We start from the raw sequence: 24,547 nt of genomic DNA on the forward strand, positions 1-24,547 counted from the left end.
CTCACTCCGCGCGCGGCTTCTTTGCCGCCGGCTCGTTGGAAGAAGAATTCTTGTTCGGCTTCGGACGCTTCGGTGCCGGACCGGTCGGCTTGCTCGGGGCCAGCCCCAGCGCCACCCAGTCAGGCATGATCCGCGCCTTGTCGATGTTGTCGGCCGACACCACCAGTGCGGTGTTGTCGACAATGAAGGTGATGCTGCCCTGCGCCTCGTCGATCGCGTCGATGCGACCCTGCAGGCGACGGCGGTTTTCCTGCGGCAGCTTCAGGGTGACCTTGGCCGATTCGCCGAGGTGACGACCGAACTGCTCCAGGTTGAACAGCGGGCGATCCACGCCCGGCGAAGACACTTCCAGCGTGTAATTGCCGCTGATCGGGTCCTCGACGTCCATCTGTGCAGAGACTTCGCGGCTTACCCGCTCACAGTCGTCCACATTGATGATGCGCTCGGGCTGTTCCGCCAGCGGCACGTCGATGTAAAGGCGAAGGGTCGCACCGCCGGGGGCCGGCAGATACTCAACGCCCAGCAGCTCCAGGCCCAGCGACACAACGGTCGGGGCGAGCAGATTCGCGATGTCGGTTGCCTTGTCGCTCACAGCCTGCCTTGATCTCTTGGTTGGGTGCCGGCCTTGGCCAGCATGGAAACATGACGCCCCGAAAACGACGAAGGGCCCGCTGGGCCCCTTTTCCGGAAAGACTCCGGTGACTGGATTCCGGTTGCAACGCGCTGAACAAGCGTGCTGCGGCCCTCCTTCCGTGTGGATCTCCGATGGGGAGCGCCGCCGTCAGGGGTACTTCTAGGCCGCTGATGATAGCCCCTGCACCGCTCTGGTGCAAGGCTGCGGCCGTGCTGAAACCCTCCGCTGCGCTCGCCGGGCATGGCCCGGTGGATCAGCGGAAGCGCCAAAGAAAAACGCCTTCGAAGCAGAACTTCGAAGGCGCATTCTTTACTTGGTAGCGGGGGCAGGATTTGAACCTGCGACCTTCGGGTTATGAGCCCGACGAGCTGCCAGACTGCTCCACCCCGCATCAGAAGCGGAATTATGAGGGATAACTTCAAAACCTGCAAGCTTTTCCTCATTCATCGAACTGGTTGGCGCCGATTCGATGTGTTGGTAGCGGGGGCAGGATTTGAACCTGCGACCTTCGGGTTATGAGCCCGACGAGCTGCCAGACTGCTCCACCCCGCACCGGAAGTGTTTGAACCGCTGCCTCCACTCTGGCGAGGGAGTGCGCTCCGCAACGATGTTCTGGCTGAACCGCTGCAGTGACAACTCAAGCTGCGTATATTACACGAATCGCGCAGCTTTGTGTCAACTTTTATGCAAGATGCGCAAATGCCTGCTGGCACCAGACCATGATCGGGTTCCAGGCCAGGCCCAGCGCCAGCAATGCCAGTGCGTTCACGCCCAGCACCACGCCCAGCACGCGGTCCTTGCTGCGCGGCATGGCCTCGCCCACCGGCTCATCGAAGTACATGACCTTGATGACGCGCAGGTAGTAGAAGCAACCGACCACGGCGCACAGCACGCCCAGGATCGCCAGCCACAACAGGCCGCCGTTGATGGCGGCGCCGAGCACGGCCAGCTTGGTCCAGAAACCGAGGAACGGCGGGATACCTGCCAGCGACGCCATGATGCACAGCACCAGGCCGGCCATCCACGGGTTGCGGGCGTTCAGACCCTTGAAGTCCTCGATGTTCTCGGCCTCGAAGCCGGCACGCGACAGCGCGATGATCGCGCCGAAGGCTGCGGTCGACATGATGGCGTAGGCCAGAGCGTAGAACAGCGCAGCCGCATAACCCTGCGAACCGCCACCGGCGATGCCCATCAGCAGGAAGCCGATGTGCGACACGGTGGAGAACGCCAGCATGCGCTTGAGGTTGCTCTGTGCGATGGCCATCAGGTTGCCGATCACCAGCGACAACGCGGCCAGGCCGGCAATCATCAGCTGCAGTTCGGTCGACAGCGGACCCACGCCCATTTCCAGCAGGCGATAGGCCATGCCGAAGGCGGCCAGCTTCGGTGCCGAGCTGATGAACAGCGCGATCGGTGCCGGAGCACCCTGGTACACGTCCGGCAGCCACATGTGGAACGGTGCGGCACCCAGCTTGAAGGCAACACCGGCAATCATGAATACCGCGCCGGTGATCAGCAGCACGCGCTCTTCCGAGTGCGGGATGGCGGCCTGGATGGCATCCAGGTGCAGGCTGCCGGTGGCGCCATAGATCAGCGACATGCCGTACAGCAGCAGGCCCGAAGCCAGCGAGCCGAGGACGATGTATTTCATCGCCGCTTCCGAGGCCAGCCCGCTTTCGCGGTTGCTGGCGACCAGCGCGTAGGAGCACAGGGCCAGCAGTTCCAGGCCCAGGTACACCATCAGCAGGCTGCCGGCGGAGACCAGGATCATCATGCCGGCGGTACCGAACAGGATCAGCACCGGAATCTCACCCTGGAACAGCTTGCGCTCGCGCAGGTAGCCCCAGCCGTAGATCAGGGTCAGGCCGCTGAGCAGCACGATCCCGGTCTTCATCACGTCCGCGGCGGTATCGCGCACGAACATGCCATGGAAGACCTCCCCCTGCCCGCCCACGCCGGTGGCCAGCATGAACAGCACCACGGCCAGTGCGGCGACCGAGAACAGGTGGGTGACGATCTTGTTCCGTTCGCTGACGAACAGGTCGAGGATCATCAGGGCGAAGGCACTGCCGATCAGCACCAGCTCGGGAGCGAGCGGTGGCAGGTCAGCGGCGGTCAGTGGCAGCAGCGGCGAGGTGGTCATCATCAAATCCTGGAATTACAGCAGCTTGCTGGATGCGATCTGCATCGCCAGCTTTGCGATCGAGGGCTCCATCAGGTCGGTCAGCGGCTTGGGGTAGATGCCCAGGGCCAGCACGCCAATGGCGAACACGCCCAGCACCAGCCATTCGCGGCCGTTGATGTCCTTCAGTTCGGCGACGTGGCTGTTGGCCACCTCGCCGAAGAAGACGCGCTTGTACAGCCACAGGGTGTAGGCCGCGCCGATGATCAGGGTGGTGGCTGCGCCCAGGGCGATCCACGGGTTCCGCTGGAACGCCGCGAGGATGACCATGAACTCGCCGACGAAACCGCTGGTACCCGGCAGGCCCGCATTGGCCATGAAGAACAGCATGGCGAAGGTGGCGAACCAGGGCATCACGTTGACCACGCCGCCGTAATCGGCGATGCGGCGGCTGTGCATGCGGTCGTACAGCACGCCGACGCAGGAGAACATCGCGCCGGACACGAAGCCGTGCGAGATCATCTGCACCATGGCGCCCTGCAGGCCCAGGCGGGCCGCATCGACGTTGCCGGCTTCACGCACCAGCCACAGGGCAATGAAGGTGCCCAGGGTGACGAAGCCCATGTGCGCGATCGACGAATAGGCGATCAGCTTCTTCATGTCGTCCTGCACCAGGGCGACCAGGCCGACGTAGATCACCGCGATCAGCGACAGTGCGATGACCAGCCATGCCCACTCCTGCGACGCATCGGGGACGATCGGCAGGTTGAAGCGCAGGAAGCCGTAGCCACCGATCTTCAGTGCGATGGCGGCCAGGATCACCGAACCGGCGGTCGGCGCTTCCACGTGCGCGTCCGGCAGCCAGGTGTGCACCGGGAACATCGGCACCTTGACCGCGAACGCGATCAGGAAGGCGAAGAAGATCCAGGTCTGTTCCTTGCCCGACAGCTGCAGTGCATAGAGGTCGGCCAGCTGGAAGCTGCCACCCTTCATGTACAGGTAGATCAGCGCCACCAGCATCAGCACCGAGCCGAGGAAGGTGTACAGGAAGAACTTCAGCGCGGCGTAGATGCGGCGCGGGCCGCCCCAGACACCGATGATCAGGAACATCGGGATCAGCATCGCCTCGAAGAACACGTAGAACAGCATCGCGTCCGTGGCCGAGAAGATACCGACGGTGACACCTTCCAGGATCAGGAAGGCCGCCACGTACTGGTTCACGCGCTTGTCGATCGCGCTCCAGGCACCGATCAGGGCGAGCACGCTGACCAACGTGGTCAGCAGGATCAGCGCTACGGCGATGCCGTCCACGCCCAGGTTGTAGCCGATGTTGTAGGTCGGGATCCAGGCGTGGGTCTCGACGAACTGCAGCGCGTCGATGCCCGGGTTGTAGCCGCCCAGCAGCGAGAGACTCGCCACGAAGGTCAGCACCGCGACGCCCAGCGACGCCCAACGGGCGGTCTGCGCATCACGGATCGCAAGGATCAGGGCACCGCCGAGGATCGGCAGCCAGATGAGGACACTGAGTAGAGGCCAGTTCGACACGTCTTCTTATTCCGTACAGGTCATCAACGCAGGTAATGCATCAGCACGCCCAGGAGGGCAATCAGGCCGATGATCATCGCGAAGGCGTAGTGATAGAGGAAACCGGATTGGGTACGGCGCAGCACGCTGGCTGCGACGTCCACAACACGTGCCGAGAGATTGACCACGCCGTCGACGATGTTGCTGTCGATCCAGCGCGAGACCTTGCCCAGCTTGACGCTGCCACCGGCGAGGCCATCGATCCACAGCTTGTCGAAGCCGTACTTGTTTTCCAGCACGGACACCACCGGGGCGAAGGTCTTGCGCGCCTTGCCCGACAGGTCCGGCTTCCACAGGTAGAACAACGCAGCCAGCAGGAAGCCTGCCAGGGTCAGCCAGAACGGCGGCAGCATCATGCCGTGCAGCGCGAACGCCACCGGACCATGGAACTCCTCGCCCAGGAAGGCCACGGTGTTCTTGGCCGGATCGTAGAAATCGACGATGCCGGTGAAGAACGTGTTGACCTGGCCCTTGATCGCCGCATGGGCGTGGTGACCGGCCCAGTCGGTGCCGTGCAGCATCGGACCGATGCTGAAGAAACCGATGGCGATCGACGGGATGGCCAGCAGGATCAGCGGCAGCGTCACCACCCACGGCGTTTCATGCGGCTCATGCGGACCGTGGCCATGGCCGTGGTCGTCATGCGCGTCGGCATGGTGTGCGTCGGCAGCATGGTGGTCGTCATGACCATGGCCGTGATCATCGTGTGCATCGCGGAAGCGGTCCTTGCCGTGGAAGGTCAGGAACAGCAGGCGGAAGCTGTAGAAGCTGGTCACCAGCACGCCACCCAGCACTGCCCAGTAGCCATAGGTGGCCACCCAGCTGTTCTGCATGTGGGCGTGGATCTCGGCGGCCTCGATGATGGTGTCCTTCGAGTAGAAGCCGGAGAAGAACGGCGTACCGACCAGGGCCAGGGTACCGATCCACATGGTGATGAAGGTGATCGGCATGTACTTGCGCAGGCCGCCCATCTTGCGCATGTCCTGCTCGTGGTGCATCGCGATGATGACCGAGCCGGCCCCCAGGAACAGCAGCGCCTTGAAGAAGGCGTGGGTCATCAGGTGGAAGACGGCAGCGGAGTACGCCGACACGCCCAGCGCCACGGTCATGTAACCCAGCTGGGACAGCGTGGAGTACGCGACGACGCGCTTGATGTCATTCTGCACGATGCCGATCAGGCCGGTGAAGAACGCGGTGGTGGCACCGATGAACAGGATGAAGTTCAACGCGGTCTGCGACAGCTCGAACAATGGCGACATGCGGGTGACCATGAAGATACCGGCGGTCACCATCGTCGCGGCGTGGATCAGCGCCGAGATCGGGGTCGGGCCTTCCATCGAATCCGGCAGCCACACGTGCAGCGGAACCTGCGCCGACTTGCCCATGGCGCCGATGAACAGGCCGATGCAGATGACGGTGGCGATCGACCAGATCACCGGCTCGTTGAGCAGCTGCATGCCGAACATGGTGCCGTCCCAGATCTGCAGCTGGGCGCGCGGGTCGGCGAGCATGCCGGCCTGCGAGAACACCTGCGAGTAATCCAGGGTACCGAACACCCACAACACACCGGCGATGCCCAGCAGGAAGCCGAAGTCACCGACGCGGTTGACCAGGAACGCCTTCATGTTGGCGAAGATCGCGGTCGGACGCTTGAACCAGAAACCGATCAGCAGGTACGACACCAGGCCCACTGCTTCCCAGCCGAAGAACAGCTGCAGGAAGTTGTTGCTCATCACCAGGGTGAGCATCGAGAAGGTGAACAGCGAGATGTAGCTGAAGAACCGCTGGTAACCCGGATCGTCCTGCATGTAGCCGATCGTGTAGATGTGGACCAGCAGCGACACGAAGGTCACCACCACCATCATCATCGCGGTCAGCTTGTCGACCATGAAACCGACGTGGGCCGAGTACTGGCCGACTTCGAAGAACGTGTACAGGTTCTCGTTGAACGGCTGAGCCCCGCCCCACAGCAGCTGGTAGAGCGTGTGCATCGACAGGCCGCAGGCAACGGCGACACCGAGGATGGTGATGGTCTGCGCGCCGAAGCGCTTGACCTGGCGACCGAACAGGCCGGCGATGATGCTGCCGAACAGCGGTGCAAGCACCACTGCGATCAACAGACTCTTGGAGAGAGTGATTTCCATCTGTGGATCAGCCCTTCAACGAATCGACTTCGCCGACATTGATCGTTCGGCGTGTACGGAACAGGGTCACCAGGATCGCCAGGCCGATGGCGGCCTCGGCTGCGGCGACGGTCAGGATGAAGAACACGAACAGCTGACCGGACGGATCACCCAACTGACGCGAGAACGCGACGAAATTGACGTTCACCGACAGCAGCATCAGTTCGATGGACATCAGCAGGACGATGACGTTCTTCCGGTTGAGGAAGATGCCGGCCAGGCTGATGGCGAACAGCACCGCGCCGAGCGCAAGCATGTGGCCAAGGGTAATCACGGCTGGGTCTCCTCGCCGGCAACCGGCTTGCTGTTGCTGTGCACGACCGGCACTTCGGCGCCCATCTTGACCATGCGCAGGCGGTCGCCCGCCTTGACCATGGTCTGTTCACCCGGGTTCTGGCTCTTCACACCGGTACGGCGACGCAGGGTCAGCATTACCGCGGCCACAACAGCCACAGTCAGGATGACGGCAGCGAACTCGAACGGCAGCAGGTACTCAGTGAACAGCGTGCGGGCCAGCCAGGTGACGTTGGAGCTGTCTGCAGCAACCGCGGCGGCGTTGTCGGCCGGGAACGGAGTGACCGCCCTGCCCTTCACGCCGATCAGGGTCAGCATCTGCACCAGCATCGCCACGGCAACGATGAGGCCGACCGGCAGGTAGCGCACCCAGCCTTCACGCATCTTCGTAGGATCGATGTCGAGCATCATCACCACGAAAAGGAACAGCACCATCACCGCACCGACGTAGACCAGCACCAGCGCAACACCGAGGAACTCGGCACCGACCAGCAGCCACACGCAGGCGATGGAGAAGAAGGTCAGCACCAGGCACAGGACAGCATGCACGGGGTTGCGCACGCTGATCACTGCAGCGGCCGAAACCGTTGCCGCGATGGCGAAGACCCAGAAAGCGATATTTACCCAATCCATCTCTCGACCTCAGCGGTAAGCGGCATCGGCGGCACGACGCTCGGCGATCTCGGATTCGAGACGGTCGCCCAGGGCCAGCAGCTGCGGCTTGGTAACGATGTTTTCGCCACGATTCTCGAAGTGGTACTCGAGGATGTGGGTCTCGACGATCGAGTCCACCGGGCAGCTTTCCTCACAGAAGCCGCAGAAGATGCACTTGAACAGATCGATGTCGTAGCGCGTGGTACGGCGGGTGCCGTCCTCGCGCTTGGCCGAATCGATGGTGATGGCCAATGCCGGGCACACCGCTTCGCACAGCTTGCAGGCGATGCAGCGCTCTTCACCGTTGGGATAACGGCGCAGAGCGTGCAGGCCACGGAAGCGCGGCGACTGCGGGAACTTCTCCATCGGGTACATCATCGTGTACTTCGGCTTGAAGCTGTACTTCAGCGTCAGCCAGAGACCGGCCAGCAGTTCGAGCAGCAACAGGCTCTTGAAGTAATGGGTAATCCTGTTCATCACTTAGACGCCCTTTTGAATCACGCCGAAGAACACCATGACGGCGGTAACCGCAATCCACAGAATGGCCAGCGGGATGAAGACCTTCCAGCCCAGGCGCATGATCTGGTCATAGCGGAAGCGCGGGAAGCTGGCACGGAACCAGATGTAGGCACTGGCGAAGAAGAACACCTTGACGAACAGCCACGGTGCACCGCCCTTCCAGATCCAGTCGACCAGCGGCGAGATATCGCCCGGGTTGACCCAGCCCTGGATCGGGCTCAGCCAGCCGCCGAGGAAGAAGATCGAGATCAGGAAGCTGATCAGGATCATGTTCGCGTATTCGGCCAGGAAGAACAGCGCGAACGCACCGCCCGAGTACTCGACCATGTGACCGGCGACGATTTCCGACTCACCTTCCACCACGTCGAACGGCGCGCGGTTGGTTTCGGCAACGCCCGACACCCAGTAGATGACGAACAGCGGGAACAGCGGCAGCAGGAACCAGTCGAAGAAACCGGAATTGCCGGCCTGCGCCATCACGATGTTGCTCAGATTCAGGCTGCCCGCAGCGATCATCACGCCGACCAGGGCGAAGCCCATGGCGATTTCGTAGCTGATCATCTGCGCCGAGGCGCGCATCGCACCCAGGAACGCATACTTCGAGTTGGATGCCCAACCGGCCAGGATGATGCCGTAGATGCCGAGCGAGGTCATCGCCAACAGATACAGCAGGCCGGCGTTGGCGTTGGACAGCACGATCTGCGAATCGAAGGGCACCACCGACCAGGCCGCGAAGGCCGGAGCCAGGGTGATCAGCGGCGCCAGCAGGAAGATCGCCTTGTTGGCGCTGCTCGGCTGCAGGACTTCCTTGAACAGCAGCTTGAAGACGTCGGCGAAGGCCTGGAAGATGCCCATGCCCACGTACATCGGGCCGTGGCGGACGTGCATCCAGCCGATCAGCTTGCGTTCCCAGACCACGTAGAAGGCCACCGAGACGATCACCGGAACGGTGATCACCAGGATCTTCAGGATGATCCAGATCAGCGCGCCGATGTCACCGAGGCCAAGCAGCCACTGGTGCAGCGGATCAACCGCGTTAATCAGCAATTCGTTCATGCAGCCACCACCGAAACACGAGCGGCACCCAGCGGCGCGGTTGCGCCGTGGCCCGATTCAATCCAGACCGAACCCGCAGCGACGCGGGCGTCGACCACCACCGGCAGGGTGGCCTTGCCGGCATCGGTGCCGACCTTGGCCATCTGCCCTTCCTGCAGCTGCAGGCGGGCGGCATCGTCAGCGTTGAGCACGATGCGCGGGGCGTTGTTGAGCGGATGCGACTGCAGCGCCGGGGCGCGACGGACCACCGCATCGGTGCGGTAGATCGCAGCGGTCGAGGCCACTTCCAGGCCTTCGCCGGTAAGGGCCGGCTGGGCCGAGGCAGCGACGGCAACAGTCACCGGGGCCAGGCTGGCGCGCAGGCCGGCCAGGTCGATGAACTCGAAGCCGGCGACGGCCAGCTCAGCGCCAAGCGCACGCAGCACTCGCCAGCCCTCGCGGGCCTCGCCCGGCAGCTTGCCGCCGGCACGGGCCGACTGCTCGCGACCGTCGAGGTTGGTCAGGGTGGCGTCGATTTCCGGCAGCGCGCCGATCGGCAGGATCACGTCGGCAACGTCGCGGGTCGAGGCGCAGGCGAACTGGCTGAAGGCCACCACCTGTGCGCCGACCAGCGCCTTGCGCGCGGCCGGAGCATCGGCGAAGTCCAGGCCCGGTTCCAGGCCGTAGACCACGTAGGCCTTGCGCGGATCGGCCAGCATCGCGGCGACGTCCTTGCCGGCCGGCAGCACGCCGGCGCGGGTCAGGCCGATCGCGTTGGCGCCCTGCGGGATACGGCACAGCTTGGCACCGGTGGCGGCGGCGAAGTCACGCGCAGCGGCGCGGATCGCGGCAGCCTGCGGATGGTTCTCGGCGATGCCACCGACGATCAGCACGGTGTTGGTACCGCCCTGCACCGCCGAACGCAGCTCGGCGTTGGCCAGTGCATCGGCGAACTTCGACGGGGCCACGATCTGCTTGCCGGCAACGCTGAACGCGAAGTCGAAGTCGACCGGGTTGACGACGTGGATCTTCGCGCCGTTGGTCGTCTGCGCCTTGCGCAGGCGGGCGTGCAGCAGCGGCAGTTCGTGGCGGATGTTGCTGCCCAGAACGACGATGCGGTCGGCGCCTTCGATCTCGGCCAGCGGCAGGCCGAACACTTCGGCGGTGGCGGCGTCGGAGAAGTCGCGGTTGTTGATGCGGTGGTCGATGTTGCTCGAACCCAGGCCAGTAGCCAGGCGGGCCAGCAGTGCGCCCTCTTCGTTCGACGTCGACGGGTGCACCAGCACGCCCAGGTTGTCGCCCTGGTTGGCCTTGAGGATCTCGGCGGCCGCGGCCAGGCCTTCGGCCCAGCTCACTTCCTTCCACTCGCCATTGACCTTGCGCAGCGGCTTGACCGCACGGTCTTCGCTGTACAGGCCCTGGTGCGAATAACGGTCACGATCGGACAGCCAGCACTCGTTGACCGACTCGTTGTCGCGCGGCACGGTACGCAGCACTTCGCCGCGACGAACGTGCAGGAACAGGTTCGAGCCCATCGCGTCGTGGTAACCCAGCGATTCGCGCGCGGTCAGTTCCCACGGACGGGCGCGGAACTGGAACACCTTGTTGGTCAGCGCACCGACCGGGCACACGTCAACCACATTGCCCGAAAGCTCGGTGGTCAGCGGCTTGCCGTCGTAGGTACCGATCTGCAGGTTTTCACCGCGGTACATGCCACCCAGTTCGTAGGTACCGGCGACGTCGGCGGTGAAGCGGACGCAGCGGGTGCACTGGATGCAGCGGGTCATCTCGGTGGCGACCAGCGGCCCCATGTCCTCGTCGGCCACCACGCGCTTGCGCTCGTTGAAGCGGCTGACCGAACGGCCGTAACCCAGCGACACGTCCTGCAGTTCGCACTCGCCGCCCTGATCGCAGATCGGGCAATCCAGCGGGTGGTTGATCAGCAGGAACTCCATCACCGAGCGCTGGAACTTCAGCGCCTTTTCACTGCGGGTGGCGACCTTCATGCCATCCATCACCGGCGTGGCGCAGGCCGGCGCCGGCTTCGGCGACTTTTCCACGTCGACCAGGCACATGCGGCAGTTGGCAGCGATCGGCAGCTTCTCGTGGTAGCAGAAGCGCGGAATCGAAATGCCCGCCTTGTCGGCGGCCTGGATGATCATCGAACCCTTGGGCACGACCAGCGACTTGCCATCGATCTCGATGGTGACGTGGTCCGGTGGCACGCTGGGATTTATGGGTTGCGCGCTCATGCAGCGGCTGCCTCCACCTTCTTGCCGTCAACCATCGAATGACCGTTGACGATGTAGTACTCGAATTCGTCCCAGAACTGGCGCAGGAAGCCCTGGATGGGCCACGCCGCCGCTTCGCCGAACGCACAGATGGTGTGACCTTCGATCTGACCGGCCACGGTCTTCAACTGGTGCAGGTCTTCCATCGTGGCCTTGCCGGCGACGATGCGCTCCAGCACGCGGTGCATCCAGCCGGTACCTTCGCGGCACGGGGTGCACTGGCCACAGGATTCCTTGTGGAAGAACTGGCTGATGCGGCAAGCGAACTTGACGCAGCAGACGCTGTCATCCAGCACCACGACCGCACCGGAACCCAGGCCGGAGCCCAGCGCACGGATGGTGTCGTAGTCCATCGGCAGGCCCTTCAGCTCGGCCGCGGTCAGCACCGGCATGGACACGCCGCCCGGGATCGCGCCCTTGAGCTTGCGGCCCGGCTTGAGGCCGCCAGCCATTTCCAGCAGGTCGTCGAAGGTGGTGCCGAGCGGCACTTCGAAGTTGCCGCCCCTCTGCACGCAGCCGGACACCGAGAAGCACTTCGGGCCGCCATTGGCGGTCAGGCTCAGGCCCTTGAACCACTCGGGGCCATTGCGGATGATCGCCGGCACCGAACCGTAGGTTTCGGTGTTGTTGATCGTCGACGGCTTGCCATACAGACCGAAGTTGGCCGGGAACGGCGGCTTGTAGCGCGGCTGGCCCTTCTTGCCTTCCAGCGATTCCATCAGTGCGGTTTCTTCGCCGCAGATGTAGGCGCCGGCACCGAGGGCGCCGTAGATGTCGATATCCACGCCAGAGCCCAGCACGTTCTTGCCCAGCCAGCCGTTTGCATAGGCATCGGCCAGGGCCTGCTCGAAGTGCTCGAACGGCTCGTGGTGGAACTCACCGCGGAGGTAGTTGTAACCCACGGTCGAACCGGTGGCGTAGCAGGCGATCGCCATGCCTTCCACCACCGAATGCGGGTTGTAACGCAGGATGTCGCGATCCTTGCAGGTGCCCGGCTCGGATTCATCCGAGTTGCAGAGGATGTACTTCTGCACGTTACCCTTGGGCATGAAGGACCACTTCAGGCCTGTCGGGAAACCAGCGCCGCCACGGCCGCGCAGGCCCGAGGCCTTGACCATCTCGATGACCTGCTCCGGCGGGATCTTCTCTTCGAGGATCTTGCGCAGGGCGGCGTAGCCACCGGTCTTCAGATAGCTTTCGTACGACCACGGGGTGTCGTAATGCAGGGTGGTGTAGACCACCTGGTGCGGCAGCGGCGCGGGGCCGACCGGACCCTTGGATTCGTGGTGATGTGCCATGCCCTTACTCCAGCCCGTCCAGAAGCTCGTCGACCTTTTCCAGGGTCAGACGCTCATGGTAGTGACCATTGATGACCATCATCGGTGCACCCGCGCAGCCGGCCAGGCACTCTTCCTCACGCTTGAGGTAGACGCGGCCGTCAGCGGTCGACTGACCGTTCTTGATGCCCAGCTTCTTCTCGCAATGGCGCACGATGTCTTCGGCGCCATTGAGCCAGCAGCTGATGTTCGTGCAGATGGCCACGTTGTTGCGACCCACCTTCTCGGTCTCGAACATCGAGTAGAAGCTGGCAACCTCGTAGGCCCACACCGGCGGCAGGTCCAGGTACTTGGCCACGCCGGCGATCAGCTCGTCGGTCAGCCAGCCCTGGTTCTGCTCCTGGGCAGCATGCAGACCCTGCAGCACGGCAGAGCGCTTGCGGTCCGGCGGGAACTTGGACAGCCAGTGATCGATGTGAGCGCGGGTTTTGTCGCTCAACACCACCATCGGGTCGACGTCGCGCGCCGCCTCGAAATTACCTGTCGCCTTCATCGGCCGACCTCAGCGAAATGCATAACGTGAAATTGCAGAAACTGCGGCGCCGGCTTGCGCCGGCTGCCTGCAGCGGGCGTTGGCGTGGCGGACGGCATTACCGGTCAACCTCGCCGAACACCAGATCGTAGGTACCGATCATCGCCACCACGTCGGCCAGCATGTGGCCACGCACGATCGAATCGATCGAGGACAGGTGGGCGAAGCCCGGCGCACGGAGGTGTACGCGGAACGGCTTGTTGGCGCCGTCGGAAACCAGGTAGCAGCCGAATTCGCCCTTGGGCGCTTCAACCGCGGCGTAGGTCTCGCCGGCCGGCACGCAATAGCCTTCACTGAACAGCTTGAAGTGGTGGATCAGCGCTTCCATGTCGTCCTTCATGTCCTCGCGCTTGGGCGGAGCGACCTTGAAGTTCTTGACCATGACCGGGCCTGGGTTGGCCTTCAGCCACGCCACGCACTGCTTGATGATGCGGTTGGACTCGCGCATTTCGGCCACGCGGCACAGGTAGCGATCGTAGCAATCGCCTTCCTTGCCCAGCGGGATGTCGAAATCGACGGCATCGTACTTCGCGTACGGACGCTTCTTGCGCAGATCCCAGGCGATGCCCGAACCACGCAGCATCACGCCGGTCATGCCCCACTGGTGGGCCAGTTCCGGCGTGACCACGCCGATGCCAACGGTACGCTGCTTCCAGATACGGTTGTCGGTCAGCAGGGTCTCGTATTCGTCGACACGGCCCGGGAATTCATTGGTGAAGTTTTCCAGGAAGTCCAGCAGCGAACCTTCGCGCGAGGCGTTGAGGTTCTTCAGGGCCTTGCCCTTGTGCCAGCGCGATTCCTTGTACTTCGGCATGTGGTCCGGCAGGTCGCGGTAAACGCCGCCCGGACGGTAGTACGCCGCGTGCATGCGCGCGCCGGAGACCGCTTCGTAGCAGTCCATCAGCTCTTCGCGCTCGCGGAAGGCGTACAGCATCACTGCCATCGCACCCAGGTCGAGCGCGTTGGAACCCAGCCACATCAGGTGGTTCAGGATGCGGGTGATCTCGTCGAACATCGTGCGGATGTACTGCGCGCGCTCCGGCGCCTCGATCCCCATCAGGGTCTCGATCGAGCGCACGTAGGCGTGCTCGTTGCACATCATCGACACGTAATCCAGGCGATCCATGTAGCCGATCGACTGGTTGAAGGGCTTGGACTCGGCCAGCTTCTCGGTGCCCCGGTGCAGCAGACCCACGTGCGGGTCGGCACGCATGATGGTCTCGCCGTCCATCTCCAGGATCAGGCGCAGCACACCGTGCGCGGCCGGATGCTGCGGGCCGAAGTTCATGGTGTAGTTGCGGATTTCCTGCCGGCTTTCGGCAGCATTGCTGGCGAATGCTTCGCCGGCCTGGTGTACGTGACTCACTTCACTGCCTCCTGCGAGCGCTCGCCGGCAGCGGTCTGCAGGCGGGCGTCGTCGCGGATCACGCGCGGCACGCCGACACGCGGCTCCACCGAGGTGACCGGTTCGTAGATGACACGCTTCTTTTCTTCGTCGTAGCGGACTTCGACGTTGCCGATCAGCGGGAAGTCCTTGCGGAACGGATGGCCGACGAAACCGTAGTCGGTCAGGATCCGGCGCAGGTCCGGGTGACCTTCGAAGATCACGCCATACAGGTCGAACGCTTCGCGCTCGAACCAGTTCAGGCCCGGCCAGATGCCGGTCAGCGAGGACACCACCGGCAGCGCTTCGTCAGGCGCGAAGCAGCGCAGGTGCATCATCAGGTTGTGCTGGTACGAACGCAGCTGTGCGACCACGGCAAAGCGCTGGGTCGGCATGTGCTGCGGGCGGGCACCGTCGGCGCTCTCTTCGCTGGGGAATTCGCCCCAGGCGAAGCGGCCCTGGGCCTTGCCTTCGACACCGCGGCTGAAGCCCTGCGAGGACACGTCGGCGGTGTCCCACTCATCGGAGCCATAACCGAGGTAATCGACGCCGCAGAGGTCCACGGCCTGCTCGAAACCAAACTCGTCACGCAGCGCGAGGGCGGTGGCGTGCCACTCAGCGGCAGGCACTTCCAGCGTCACTTCGCCGCGGGGTTCGACCACGATGACCTTCGCACCTGCGAAACGTGCGGAGAGTCGGTCGATGAAGGATGCTTGCTCTGCCATGGGGGCTTGGCGCGCTCTTGTCAGGTGAAGGGGTCAGCGGGCGATGGTCTGTGTACGCCAGATCTTCTTCTGCAGCTGCAGGATCCCGTACACCAGCGCCTCGGCGGTCGGCGGGCAGCCCGGGACATAGATGTCCACCGGCACCACGCGATCACAGCCGCGCACCACAGAATAGGAGTAGTGGTAGTAACCACCGCCGTTGGCGCAGCTGCCCATGGAGATCACCCACTTGGGGTCGGGCATCTGGTCATAGACCTTGCGCAGCGCCGGGGCCATCTTGTTGACCAGGGTGCCGGCGACGATCATCACGTCGGACTGACGCGGCGACGGGCGGAACACCACGCCGTAGCGGTCAAGGTCCAGGCGCGCCGCACCTGCGTGCATCATTTCGACCGCACAGCAGGCCAGACCGAAGGTCATGGGCCACATCGAACCGGTACGTGCCCAGTTCAGCAGGGCATCGACGCTGGTGGTGACAAAGCCCTTTTCCAACAGGGGGTTGTCGCCTTCCGGCCGCAGGATGTCATCAACCCGCCCTTCCGGGACAGGATTGGTCATCAGGCCATCGAGAGTCTGAATCACTCCCATTCCAGCGCTCCCTTCTTCCAGACATAAATGAAACCGAGGAACAGCATGCCGACGAACAGACCCATGGTGACGAGCGAACGCGCGCCAAGCTCCATGAAGACCTGCGTCCACGGCACGATGAAGATGATTTCCAGGTCGAAGACGATGAACTGGATCGCGATCAGGTAGTAGCGCACGTCGAACTTCATACGTGCGTCTTCGAAGGCTTCGAAGCCGCACTCGTACGGCGACAGCTTTTCCAGATCGGGGCGGCGGGGACCGAGGAATCGACCAACCAGCATCAGCGTAATGCCGATACCGGTGGCAACGATCAGAAACAGCAGAGACGGCAAATATTCGGCCAGCACAGCGATTCTCTCTTGCCTCTGCCGCTGCGCCTGCAGGCGCTTTGGCATGGGGGAGTGGACGGGAATCTGCCTGGCGCCTTGCGCGCCAGACGAACCCGCTTTACTTACTAAATGGTGCCCAAGAGGGGACTCGAACCCCTACGACCTAAGTCGCTACCACCTCAAGGTAGTGCGTCTACCAATTCCGCCACCTGGGCAAACGATCACATCAGACTATCTTCCCGATGCGCCGCGTATTGTAACCGGCTTCAGTCTTTCTGGGAGCCTTCCGAAGGCTTTTCTTCACCAGAAACCGAAGATTCCGCCTGAGCCGGCACAGTTGCGGCCGGAACCGGGGCGGCCGGGACCGCATCGGCCTTCGGAACAGCCGGCAATTCGCCCGCCGGAGCGGCCGGAGCACTGGCCGCCGGGGCAGACATCAGACCCAGATCCTGTTCGGCGGCCGGGCGGTTGCCATGGCCGGCGTACCAGGCCATGAAGAGGCTGATGCCGAAGAACACCACGGCCAGCCACTTGGTCGACTTGGACAGGAAGTTGGACGCGCCACGCGCACCGAACACGGTCCCCGAGGCGCCAGCGCCAAAGCCCGAACCTGCCGCCGCACCCGAGCCACGCTGCATCAGGATCAGCGCGACCATGGCTACGGCAACCAGCACGTAGACGACATTGAGGATCAACATCAGCATTGGAAATCCGCCCTCGGACTAGAGTGCCGGCGGCTAGCCGGCAACCGTAACTAATTGTTTGCCGCCGCCTCTGCGATGGCCAGGAAGTCGGCGGCCACCAGGGAGGCACCACCAACCAGCCCACCATCGACATCCGGCTGCGCGAACAGTTCCCCGGCATTGTCGGGCTTCACGCTACCGCCGTAAACAATGGGCAGTGAATCAGCAATTCTAGCATCGATGCGCGCGACTTCGCCACGAATGAACGCGTGCACCTGCTGCGCCTGCTCCTTGGTTGCGGTACGGCCGGTTCCGATCGCCCAGACCGGCTCGTAGGCGACCACGGCATTGGCGAAGCCTTCCGCCCCGACAAGCTCCAGCACCGGGGCCAGCTGGCTGGCGATGACCGACTCGGTCTGCCCGGCCTCGCGCTGCTCAAGGGTTTCACCGACGCACAGCACCGGCACCAGGCCGGCATGCAGGGCGGCAGCGAACTTGCGGGCCACCAGCTCACTGCTCTCGTTGTGGTACTGGCGACGCTCGGAGTGGCCGACCAGGCCATAGCGGGCACCCACCTCGTGCAGCATGGCCGCGCATACCTCACCGGTGTAGGCGCCCTTCTCGTTGCTGCTGACGTCCTGTGCACCAAAGGCCAGGCCGGTGTCGCCGAAGTCTTCGACCAGCTCACCCAGGTAGGGCATCGGCGGCAGGATCACCACCTCCACTCCGCGCTTCGGCAGCCCGGCAGCGACCTGCCCCAGCAGTTCGGTGGCGAATTGACGGCTGCCGTGCAGCTTCCAGTTTCCAGCGACGATCTTGCGGCGCATGAGCGGGTGGCTCCTGTATGAACTCAGCCGCCCATGATACCTGCTGCGGCAAAAAACCGTTTCTTTGTAAGCGGTTACATGGGTTTTCAGCCAACGGCGGGGCCCCTCGTGGCGGGGGCCTGGGTTGGGTTGGTCGCGGAAAGCTCCGGCTGGGTTCGTGGGATTGGCCGAGCGGGTGGGGCTGCGCAGGGGTCGCTGCAAGTACGTCCCTGTAAGCTCGGGCGCCGCATCCATGCGGCTCACGCCCCTGCGCAGCCCCACCCGCCCGGCCCATGACACATTGCGGCGATTCGCCCGCCACGGAAAGAAAAAAGGAGATCAAAAGCAAAAGCGAAAGCAGAGCTTCGGCCCCCTCCCCTGCTTCGAGATCTGACAGATCTCATCCACGCATGACGTGGATAGATCGTGTCGACCAAGGTCGACACCTACCAACAGCCGCGGGAAATTGTCGGGGGTGGGGCGGTGTGGGCTGGCAGGACCGTTGGCGCCATGGATGGCGCCATCGAGCCCCCAGGGATGGGTTTACGGCGTGTCCTGCCAGCCCACACCGCCCCGCCCAACCCGCAGAAACCCGGAGCTGCTTTGGCTTTAGGCTTTGGCCCTGGCCTCTGCGGGTGCAGGGTGCAACCCTGCCGAACACCCTCCGCTGCGCTCGCCGGGCATGGCCCGGCGCTACCCGTAATGAAAAAGCCGCCTTTCGGCGGCTTCTTCATTACTTCAGCTTGATCTCGCGCAAGCGCTCTTCGAGGAAGCCGTGCGCGGTGATCGGCTCCGGGTACCGGCTCGGGTTCTCCTCGCTGATGCACGAGGGCAGCACGTCGATCAGGAAATCCGGGTTCGGGTGCAGGAAGAACGGCACCGAATAGCGCGGCTGGCGGGCCAGCTCGCCCGGAGGATTGACCACACGGTGGATGGTCGACGGATACACATGGTTGGTCAGGCGCTGCAGCATGTCGCCGATGTTGACCACGATGGTGTCCGCGTCCGAGGTGAACGGCACCCAGTCCCCATCATGCGACTGCACTTCCAGGCCTGCCGCGCTGGCGCCAACCAGCAGCGTGATGAAGTTGATGTCGCCATGTGCACCGGCACGCACGTTCGGGATGTCGTCGGTGGTGATCGGCGGGTAATGGATCGGGCGCAGGATCGAATTGCCGAAATTGGTCTTGTCGGCGAAGAAGTGCTCCGGCAGGCCGATGTGCAGGGCCAGGGCCGACAGCACGCGCGAACCCAGGTTGTCCAACGCCTGGTACAGGCCATAACCACGCTCACGGAAGCCCTCGACCTCGGACGGCCACAGGTTCGGCGCCATCACGTCCCGGTACTTGGAGTCGTCGGCGATCTCGCGGCCGATGTGCCAGAACTCCTTCAGGTCGAAGTGCTTGGAGCCCTTGGCGGTCTCCACACCGAACGGGGTATAGCCACGGGCGCCGCCGCTGCCCGCCACGTGGTACTTGCGCTTGGTCTCATCCGGCAGTGCGAAGAAGGCCTTGAAGACGTCGTAGGCCGCATCGATGTCGGCCTGCGGGATGCCGTGGTTGCGGATGCCGGCAAACCCCCATTGGCGATATGCCGCCCCCAGCTCGGCCACGAAGGCGTCGCGGTCACTGTCGAAACGGGTGATGTCGAGGGTGGGGATCTGGCTCACAGCGGTTCCTGGCTTGTCGTTGAGTCGGTACGGGCCCGCCATGTCATGGCGACCGATCTGAACATTGTGACAGATAGATCGGGGCACGCCACCGACACACTGAAACAAACCGATACAATGCGCCACCCGCGCGCGGTTTAACGACTTCGTCACGCCGGGAAACGCCACCCGTTACCCCATCCCAACCCGCCTTCTCCATGGACGCCGCCCTGCCCGACGCCACCGCCGCCGCTCTTCCCGGCCCCGCCCGACGCTGGCGCAGGCTGGCCTGGTGGTCCCTGTTCATCGCGGCCAACGCGGTGCTGGCCGCGCTCATCGCGCTGGGCAACGTTCCGCTGCGCGACAACCCCGGCGGGACACTCGGCCTTGCCTATCTGGCGATTGCCCTGCCCGGCCATCTGCTCGCGTTCGGCGCACTGGCCGGCCTGCTGCCGCTGGCCATCGGCCTGTGGCCGCGCAGCGCGCGCGCGCTCAGCGTGTCGGCGGTGATATGCCAGGGTCTGTGGCTGTGCCTGCTGCTGGTGGATGCCAAGGTGTTCGCGCTGTATCGCTTCCACCTCAACGCGATGGTCGCCAACATGGTGTTCGGCGGTGCCCTGCAGGATCAGGTGAGTCTGTCCTGGAAGACCTGGCTGCAAGCGGCTGCCATGGTATCGGCGATCTTCGCCGCGCAGGGCCTGCTGGCCTGGGCCTGCTGGAAGCTGCTGCCCGCAGCGCCGCGGCGGCGGCGGGTACTGCAGGCCTGGGCGGTGATTGCCCTGCTGATGGGCGGCGGCCAGGTCGCCACTGCCTACTACGATGCGCTTGGCGAACGCGCAGTGATCAGCCAGTGGAATTACCTGCCATGGGCGCAGCCGATCACCGCCAAGAGCGCGATGCGCCGCTTCGGCGTGGTCAGCCAGCACCAGGTCGGCCTGCCCGATCCGCGCCATGCCCAGCTCAACTATCCATTGCAGCCCCTGCGCTGCCAGAGCCACCAGCGGCCGAACGTGCTGATGGTGGTACTGGAATCGTTGCGCCATGACGTGCTCACCCCTCAGTTCATGCCCAACGCATCGGCACTGGCCGGGTCCTCGCGGGTGTACGAGCATCATTTCAGCACCGGCAACGCCACCCGCTATGGCCTGTTCGGCCTGCTGTATGGCCTGCCGGGTGGCTACTGGCCGAGCATGCTCGACGAGCAGCGCGGCTCGCAGCTGTTCAAGGTGCTGGGACAGCAGGGCTATGACCTGCATCTGTATGGCAGCGCGCCGCTGTACAGCCCGGAATTCGATCGCACCGCGTTCGCCGATGTCCGCGACCAGCTGCACCAGGGACCGTCCGAACTGACGTCCGACGGCCGCGATGCCGCCATCGTCGCTGGACTGCAGAAGGACATCCGCGCCAGCCAGGCTGCACAGCGCCCATGGTTCGGTTTCGTGTTCCTCGATTCCACCCACGCGCCTTACCACATGCCGGCCGGCTATCCGCCGCTCGCCACGCCGATGGCCGATGCCATCGATTTTCTCAAGTTCGGCCCCGAGCACGATCCAACGCCGGAATTGAACCGTTATCACACCGCGGTGCATTACGCCGACAGCCTGATTGGATCACTGCTGGATGATCTGCGCGCACAGGGCCTGGACCAGGACACGATCGTGCTGGTGACCGGTGACCACGCCGAGGAATTCAACGACCTCAAGCTCAACTACTGGGGCCACAACGGCAACTTCTCCAACTACCAGTTGCAGGTGCCCTTCGTGCTGCATTGGCCCGGCCAGGGTGGCGGCCGCGACGCGCGGGTCAGTTCGCATGAAGACTGGGTGCCGACGCTGATGCGCCACGGCCTGGGCTGCGAGAACGCATTGACCGACTACAGCACCGGCCATGACCTGCTGGCTGCACCGACCGGCAAGCGCGCGCTGGTGGTGGAAAGCTGGTCGCAGCGCGCGGTGCGCAATGGCGAGGCGATCTACGTGTTCGACAAATTCGGCAATGCCACCGCGCTCGATGCGCGCTACCGCCCCCTGCCGCAACAGACCCCCGACGCCGCCAGCCTCCGCGCGGCATGGGAAGCGCTGACGCGCTTCCGCAACCGCTGAATCCAAGGACCGATCCACCATGAACCGTCCGCTGCGCATCCTGCATACCGAAGCCGCCAAAGGCATGGGTGGGCAGGAGATCTACATTTTCCGCCACATGCAGGTGATGCGCGCGCGCGGTCATGACGTCGCCCTGCTGTGCCAGCCGGACGCGCGCCTGGCCACCCGCGCGCGCGATGATGGCTTCACCGTGCATACGCTGCGCATGGGCGGCATGGGCCGGCTGCTGCGCGGCATCTGGTCGGTGTCACGGCTGGTGCGCCGCGAGCGCTACGACGTGGTCAACACCACCAGCCGTCGCGATGCATTGATTGCCGCCGCGGGTGCACGCCTCGGCGGCACACCGCTGGTGGTGCGCTCGCGCCACCTGATGAGCCCGGTGAATTCGCTGCTGACCTACACCGGCCTGCCGCACCGGGTCATCACGGTAAGCAACTTCGTCAAGCAACTGCTGGCGGACCGCGGAATTCCCGCCGACCACATCGGCATCGTGCCGCCAATGGCGGTTTCTCCAACCGGCATCGACGCCGCGCAGGAGCCGTCCTGGCAGGCGCTGCAGGAGACGCGTTCACGCGTGCGCGCCGAGCTCGGATTCGACGAACAGGACATCGTGGTGGGCTGCGTGGCCGTGCTGCGCGAACCCAAGGGCCACGCCGAACTGCTGCAGGCCATGGTGCCGCTGTGCAAGGCCAACCCCCGCCTGCATCTGGTGGTGGTCGGCGATGGCCAGGCCGTGATGCAGCGCCTGCAGGCCACCTGCGCCGAACACGAGCTGCAGCGCCAGGTCCATCTGCTGGGCTTCCGCAGCGATGCCAGCCAGCTGATGCCGGGCTTCGACATCTTCGCGCTGGCCACACACAAGGAAGCATCGGGCACGGTCTTCCTGGAAGCGGCACAGGCGGGCCTGCCGATCGTGTCGCACCGGGTCGGCGGCGTGCCCGAAATGCTGGTGGAAGGCAGCAATGCCATCCTCACTCGACTGGGTGACGGCGCCGCCCTGACCGGCGCGCTGCGGCTGCTGGTGGACGATCCCGAGCGTCGCCGGCAGATGGGACGTTCCGGCTGGGACTGGATCCGCAGCGCAAAGCGTTTCAGCCCCGAAGGCCACGCTGAAGCCACCGAACACTACTACCACCAATGGATGAAGGAGCTGGGTCATGGCTAATGCCAGAACCGTACCGGTGCTGATGCATCATCACGTCAGCAACTCGCCCGGCATGATCACGGTGTCGCCGGAAAATTTCGAAAGCCAGATCGCCTGGCTGGCGCGCACCGGCTGGACTTCGTTGACGCTGGACCAGTACGCCGGCTTCCTGGCCGGCAAGCCGGTGCCGCGCAAGTCGATCGTGATCACCTTCGATGATGGCTACCTGGACAACTGGGTCTACGCCCACCCGATCCTGCAGAAGTACGGCATGCACGCGGTGGTGTTCGTGGTGACCGGCTGGATGCACGAGGGCCCGATGCGCCCGCATGCCGGCATCACCGGTGCCACGCTGCCGGAAACGCCCGAGCATCGCGCCTGCGAAGACCTGATCTACAAGCAGGGCCGCAGCGACGAAGTGATGATGCGTTGGAGCGAAGCACGTGCGGCCATCGAGGCCGGCACCTTCGAGATCCATTGCCATACCCACACCCACACGCGCTGGCTGCGCCGCCAGGACCTGGATCGCGCCCAGCGCCGTGCCGGCATCAGTGGTGACCTGTCGAAGGCCAGGGAAGTGCTGCTGGAGAAGCTGGGCGAAGTGTCGGACACGCTGTGCTGGCCGTACGGTGATTTCGACCAGGACTACATCGAAGTGGCGCGTGAACAGGGGTTCCGCTACCTGCACACCACCCATCCGTTCGGACGCAACGTGGTCGGCGGCGATCCCGAGCGCATCTACCGCTTCGCCATCCGCAACCGGCCGGCAAGCTGGCTGCGCAAGCGCATCGCGTGGAGCTACAACCCGCTGATCGCACCGCTGTTCAATGGCTTCAAGGCGCGGCAGAAGAAGATGGTGCCGGGACCGTGATGGCGCTGCCAGCACTGGGTTGACACGGCTTCGGCAAGGAAGCTCCAACAGAGTGGAAGGACTACAGGAAATGAACGTTCTGGTTACCGGCGGTGCGGGATTCATCGGCTCCCATACGTGCGTGGAACTGCAGCAGCAGGGCCATACGGTGGTCATCGTCGACTCGCTCTGCAACAGCGACGCCGGGGTGATCGATCGGATCGGCAGCATCACCGGCACCACACCGTTGTTCGTACAGGCCGACGTGCGCGACCGTGCGCGGATCGCGGCCTTGCTGCGCGAGCATTCGATCGATGCGGTGCTGCATTTTGCCGCGCTGAAGTCGGTTGGCGAATCGCGGCAGATGCCGCTGGACTACTTCGACAACAACATCAGCGGCACCCTTGCCCTGCTCGGCGCCATGCGCGATACCGGTGTAGGCACGTTTGTGTTCAGCTCGTCGGCAACCGTGTACGGCGACCAGGACCATTGCCCGGTGGCCGAGACGGCCTCGACCTGCGCGATGACACCCTATGGCCGTTCAAAGCTGGTGGTGGAGCAGCTGCTGTCCGACCTGGTCAGTGCCGACACAACGCTGCATGCGGCAACGCTGCGCTACTTCAACCCGGTGGGTGCGCATTCAAGCGCTCTGATCGGCGAGCTGCCTCACGGAACCCCCAGCAACCTGATGCCCTACATCGCCCAGGTCGCTGCCGGCCTGCTGCCTGAAGTGCAGGTATTCGGCGATGACTACCCGACCTGCGACGGTACCGGCGTACGCGACTACATCCATGTGGAAGACGTGGCGCGGGCCCACGTGCTGGCGCTGCAGTACCTGCGCGACAAGCGCCGCAGCATCACCCTGAACCTGGGCACCGGGCAGGGCCACAGCGTGCTGGAACTGATCAAGGCCTTCGAGCAGACCATCGGCCGGCCGATTCCGTTCCGGATCACCGGTCGCCGCACCGGCGACATCGCGGTGAGCTTTGCCGACCCGTCCCTTGCCCTGCGCGAGCTGGGCTGGACCGCGCGCCATGGTCTGGCGGACATGTGCCGCGACACCTGGAAATGGCAGACGGCGATGCCGCGCAGCGCCTGATGCC

General features: G+C 64.3%; 22 protein-coding genes and 3 tRNA genes. 4 read left to right on the forward strand and 21 right to left on the reverse strand.

What is annotated here, in order from left to right:
- Position 1 precedes the first annotated feature (1 nt).
- The 21 genes from rimP to H3005_RS18750 form a co-directional block, all read right to left on the reverse strand.
- Positions 2–592 carry a ribosome maturation factor RimP gene (gene rimP / locus H3005_RS18650; RefSeq protein WP_089236292.1) on the reverse strand — a complete coding sequence of 197 codons (591 nt, stop codon included), beginning with the start codon at positions 590–592 and terminating at the stop codon, positions 2–4.
- Positions 593–948: 356 nt separating this feature from the next.
- Positions 949–1,025, reverse strand: a tRNA-Met gene (locus H3005_RS18655).
- 84 nt (positions 1,026–1,109) lie between these two features.
- A tRNA-Met gene (locus H3005_RS18660) sits at positions 1,110–1,186 on the reverse strand.
- A gap of 130 nt (positions 1,187–1,316) precedes the next feature.
- Positions 1,317–2,777, reverse strand: coding sequence for an NADH-quinone oxidoreductase subunit NuoN (nuoN, locus tag H3005_RS18665; protein ID WP_089236293.1), 1,461 nt, complete (start codon positions 2,775–2,777; stop codon positions 1,317–1,319).
- Positions 2,778–2,792: 15 nt separating this feature from the next.
- Positions 2,793–4,301 carry an NADH-quinone oxidoreductase subunit M gene (locus tag H3005_RS18670; RefSeq protein WP_089236294.1) on the reverse strand — a complete coding sequence of 503 codons (1,509 nt, stop codon included), beginning with the start codon at positions 4,299–4,301 and terminating at the stop codon, positions 2,793–2,795.
- A 23-nt stretch (positions 4,302–4,324) separates the two neighbouring features.
- A complete protein-coding gene (gene nuoL, locus H3005_RS18675) occupies positions 4,325–6,484 on the reverse strand; it encodes an NADH-quinone oxidoreductase subunit L (RefSeq protein WP_191078749.1) in 2,160 nt (719 codons plus the stop codon).
- 7 nt (positions 6,485–6,491) lie between these two features.
- Entirely contained in the window at positions 6,492–6,797 is a 306-nt protein-coding gene (nuoK, locus tag H3005_RS18680) for an NADH-quinone oxidoreductase subunit NuoK (protein ID WP_006381125.1), read from the reverse strand.
- On the reverse strand, positions 6,794–7,450 hold the full coding sequence (locus tag H3005_RS18685) for an NADH-quinone oxidoreductase subunit J (RefSeq protein ID WP_100553094.1): 657 nt from the start codon (positions 7,448–7,450) through the stop codon (positions 6,794–6,796). Before H3005_RS18685 ends, nuoK begins: the two co-directional genes overlap by 4 nt.
- Before the next feature lie 9 nt (positions 7,451–7,459).
- A complete protein-coding gene (gene nuoI / locus H3005_RS18690; protein WP_005417924.1) occupies positions 7,460–7,948 on the reverse strand; it encodes an NADH-quinone oxidoreductase subunit NuoI in 489 nt (162 codons plus the stop codon).
- 3 nt (positions 7,949–7,951) lie between these two features.
- Entirely contained in the window at positions 7,952–9,046 is a 1,095-nt protein-coding gene (gene nuoH, locus H3005_RS18695; protein ID WP_099819057.1) for an NADH-quinone oxidoreductase subunit NuoH, read from the reverse strand.
- Positions 9,043–11,277: an NADH-quinone oxidoreductase subunit NuoG gene (gene nuoG / locus H3005_RS18700; protein WP_191078750.1), complete on the reverse strand. Its 2,235-nt coding sequence runs from the start codon at positions 11,275–11,277 to the stop codon at positions 9,043–9,045. Before nuoG ends, nuoH begins: the two co-directional genes overlap by 4 nt.
- Positions 11,274–12,614 carry an NADH-quinone oxidoreductase subunit NuoF gene (nuoF, locus tag H3005_RS18705; RefSeq protein WP_191078751.1) on the reverse strand — a complete coding sequence of 447 codons (1,341 nt, stop codon included), beginning with the start codon at positions 12,612–12,614 and terminating at the stop codon, positions 11,274–11,276. Before nuoF ends, nuoG begins: the two co-directional genes overlap by 4 nt.
- Positions 12,615–12,618: 4 nt before the next feature.
- A complete protein-coding gene (nuoE, locus tag H3005_RS18710; RefSeq protein ID WP_025876204.1) occupies positions 12,619–13,146 on the reverse strand; it encodes an NADH-quinone oxidoreductase subunit NuoE in 528 nt (175 codons plus the stop codon).
- Positions 13,147–13,243: 97 nt separating this feature from the next.
- The gene (locus H3005_RS18715) at positions 13,244–14,551 is read right to left on the reverse strand and encodes an NADH-quinone oxidoreductase subunit D (protein ID WP_089236300.1); all 1,308 of its coding nucleotides are present in this window, start codon (positions 14,549–14,551) and stop codon (positions 13,244–13,246) included.
- Entirely contained in the window at positions 14,548–15,294 is a 747-nt protein-coding gene (locus H3005_RS18720; protein ID WP_089236301.1) for an NADH-quinone oxidoreductase subunit C, read from the reverse strand. Before H3005_RS18720 ends, H3005_RS18715 begins: the two co-directional genes overlap by 4 nt.
- Before the next feature lie 33 nt (positions 15,295–15,327).
- Positions 15,328–15,882 carry an NADH-quinone oxidoreductase subunit B gene (locus tag H3005_RS18725; protein ID WP_089236302.1) on the reverse strand — a complete coding sequence of 185 codons (555 nt, stop codon included), beginning with the start codon at positions 15,880–15,882 and terminating at the stop codon, positions 15,328–15,330.
- Positions 15,873–16,229, reverse strand: coding sequence for an NADH-quinone oxidoreductase subunit A (locus tag H3005_RS18730; RefSeq protein WP_005414075.1), 357 nt, complete (start codon positions 16,227–16,229; stop codon positions 15,873–15,875). The genes H3005_RS18725 and H3005_RS18730 overlap by 10 nt, the downstream gene beginning before the upstream one ends.
- Positions 16,230–16,341: 112 nt before the next feature.
- A tRNA-Leu gene (locus tag H3005_RS18735) sits at positions 16,342–16,426 on the reverse strand.
- A gap of 51 nt (positions 16,427–16,477) precedes the next feature.
- On the reverse strand, positions 16,478–16,915 hold the full coding sequence (secG, locus tag H3005_RS18740; protein WP_089236303.1) for a preprotein translocase subunit SecG: 438 nt from the start codon (positions 16,913–16,915) through the stop codon (positions 16,478–16,480).
- Between the two features lie 50 nt (positions 16,916–16,965).
- Positions 16,966–17,721 (reverse strand): triose-phosphate isomerase, encoded by a 756-nt coding sequence (gene tpiA / locus H3005_RS18745; RefSeq protein WP_100553097.1) that lies wholly within the window; start codon positions 17,719–17,721, stop codon positions 16,966–16,968.
- Between the two features lie 712 nt (positions 17,722–18,433).
- On the reverse strand, positions 18,434–19,411 hold the full coding sequence (locus H3005_RS18750) for a 2-oxoglutarate and iron-dependent oxygenase domain-containing protein (protein WP_100461028.1): 978 nt from the start codon (positions 19,409–19,411) through the stop codon (positions 18,434–18,436).
- A gap of 155 nt (positions 19,412–19,566) precedes the next feature.
- Here H3005_RS18750 and H3005_RS18755 point away from each other — a divergent pair, with 155 nt between their 5' ends.
- The 4 genes from H3005_RS18755 to galE all read left to right on the forward strand — a co-directional run bounded on the left by H3005_RS18755 (position 19,567) and on the right by galE (position 24,543).
- Positions 19,567–21,450, forward strand: a complete 1,884-nt coding sequence (locus tag H3005_RS18755) for a DUF3413 domain-containing protein (protein WP_223880335.1) — start codon at positions 19,567–19,569, stop codon at positions 21,448–21,450.
- Positions 21,451–21,469: 19 nt separating this feature from the next.
- Entirely contained in the window at positions 21,470–22,615 is a 1,146-nt protein-coding gene (locus tag H3005_RS18760) for a glycosyltransferase family 4 protein (RefSeq protein ID WP_191078752.1), read from the forward strand.
- Positions 22,608–23,465 (forward strand): polysaccharide deacetylase family protein, encoded by an 858-nt coding sequence (locus H3005_RS18765; RefSeq protein ID WP_099819051.1) that lies wholly within the window; start codon positions 22,608–22,610, stop codon positions 23,463–23,465. The genes H3005_RS18760 and H3005_RS18765 overlap by 8 nt, the downstream gene beginning before the upstream one ends.
- Positions 23,466–23,535: 70 nt before the next feature.
- Positions 23,536–24,543 (forward strand): UDP-glucose 4-epimerase GalE, encoded by a 1,008-nt coding sequence (gene galE / locus H3005_RS18770; protein ID WP_191078753.1) that lies wholly within the window; start codon positions 23,536–23,538, stop codon positions 24,541–24,543.
- Positions 24,544–24,547 lie beyond the last annotated feature (4 nt).

This window comes from Stenotrophomonas sp. Br8, assembly GCF_014763005.1.
Classification (GTDB): Bacteria; Pseudomonadota; Gammaproteobacteria; order Xanthomonadales; family Xanthomonadaceae; genus Stenotrophomonas; species Stenotrophomonas lactitubi.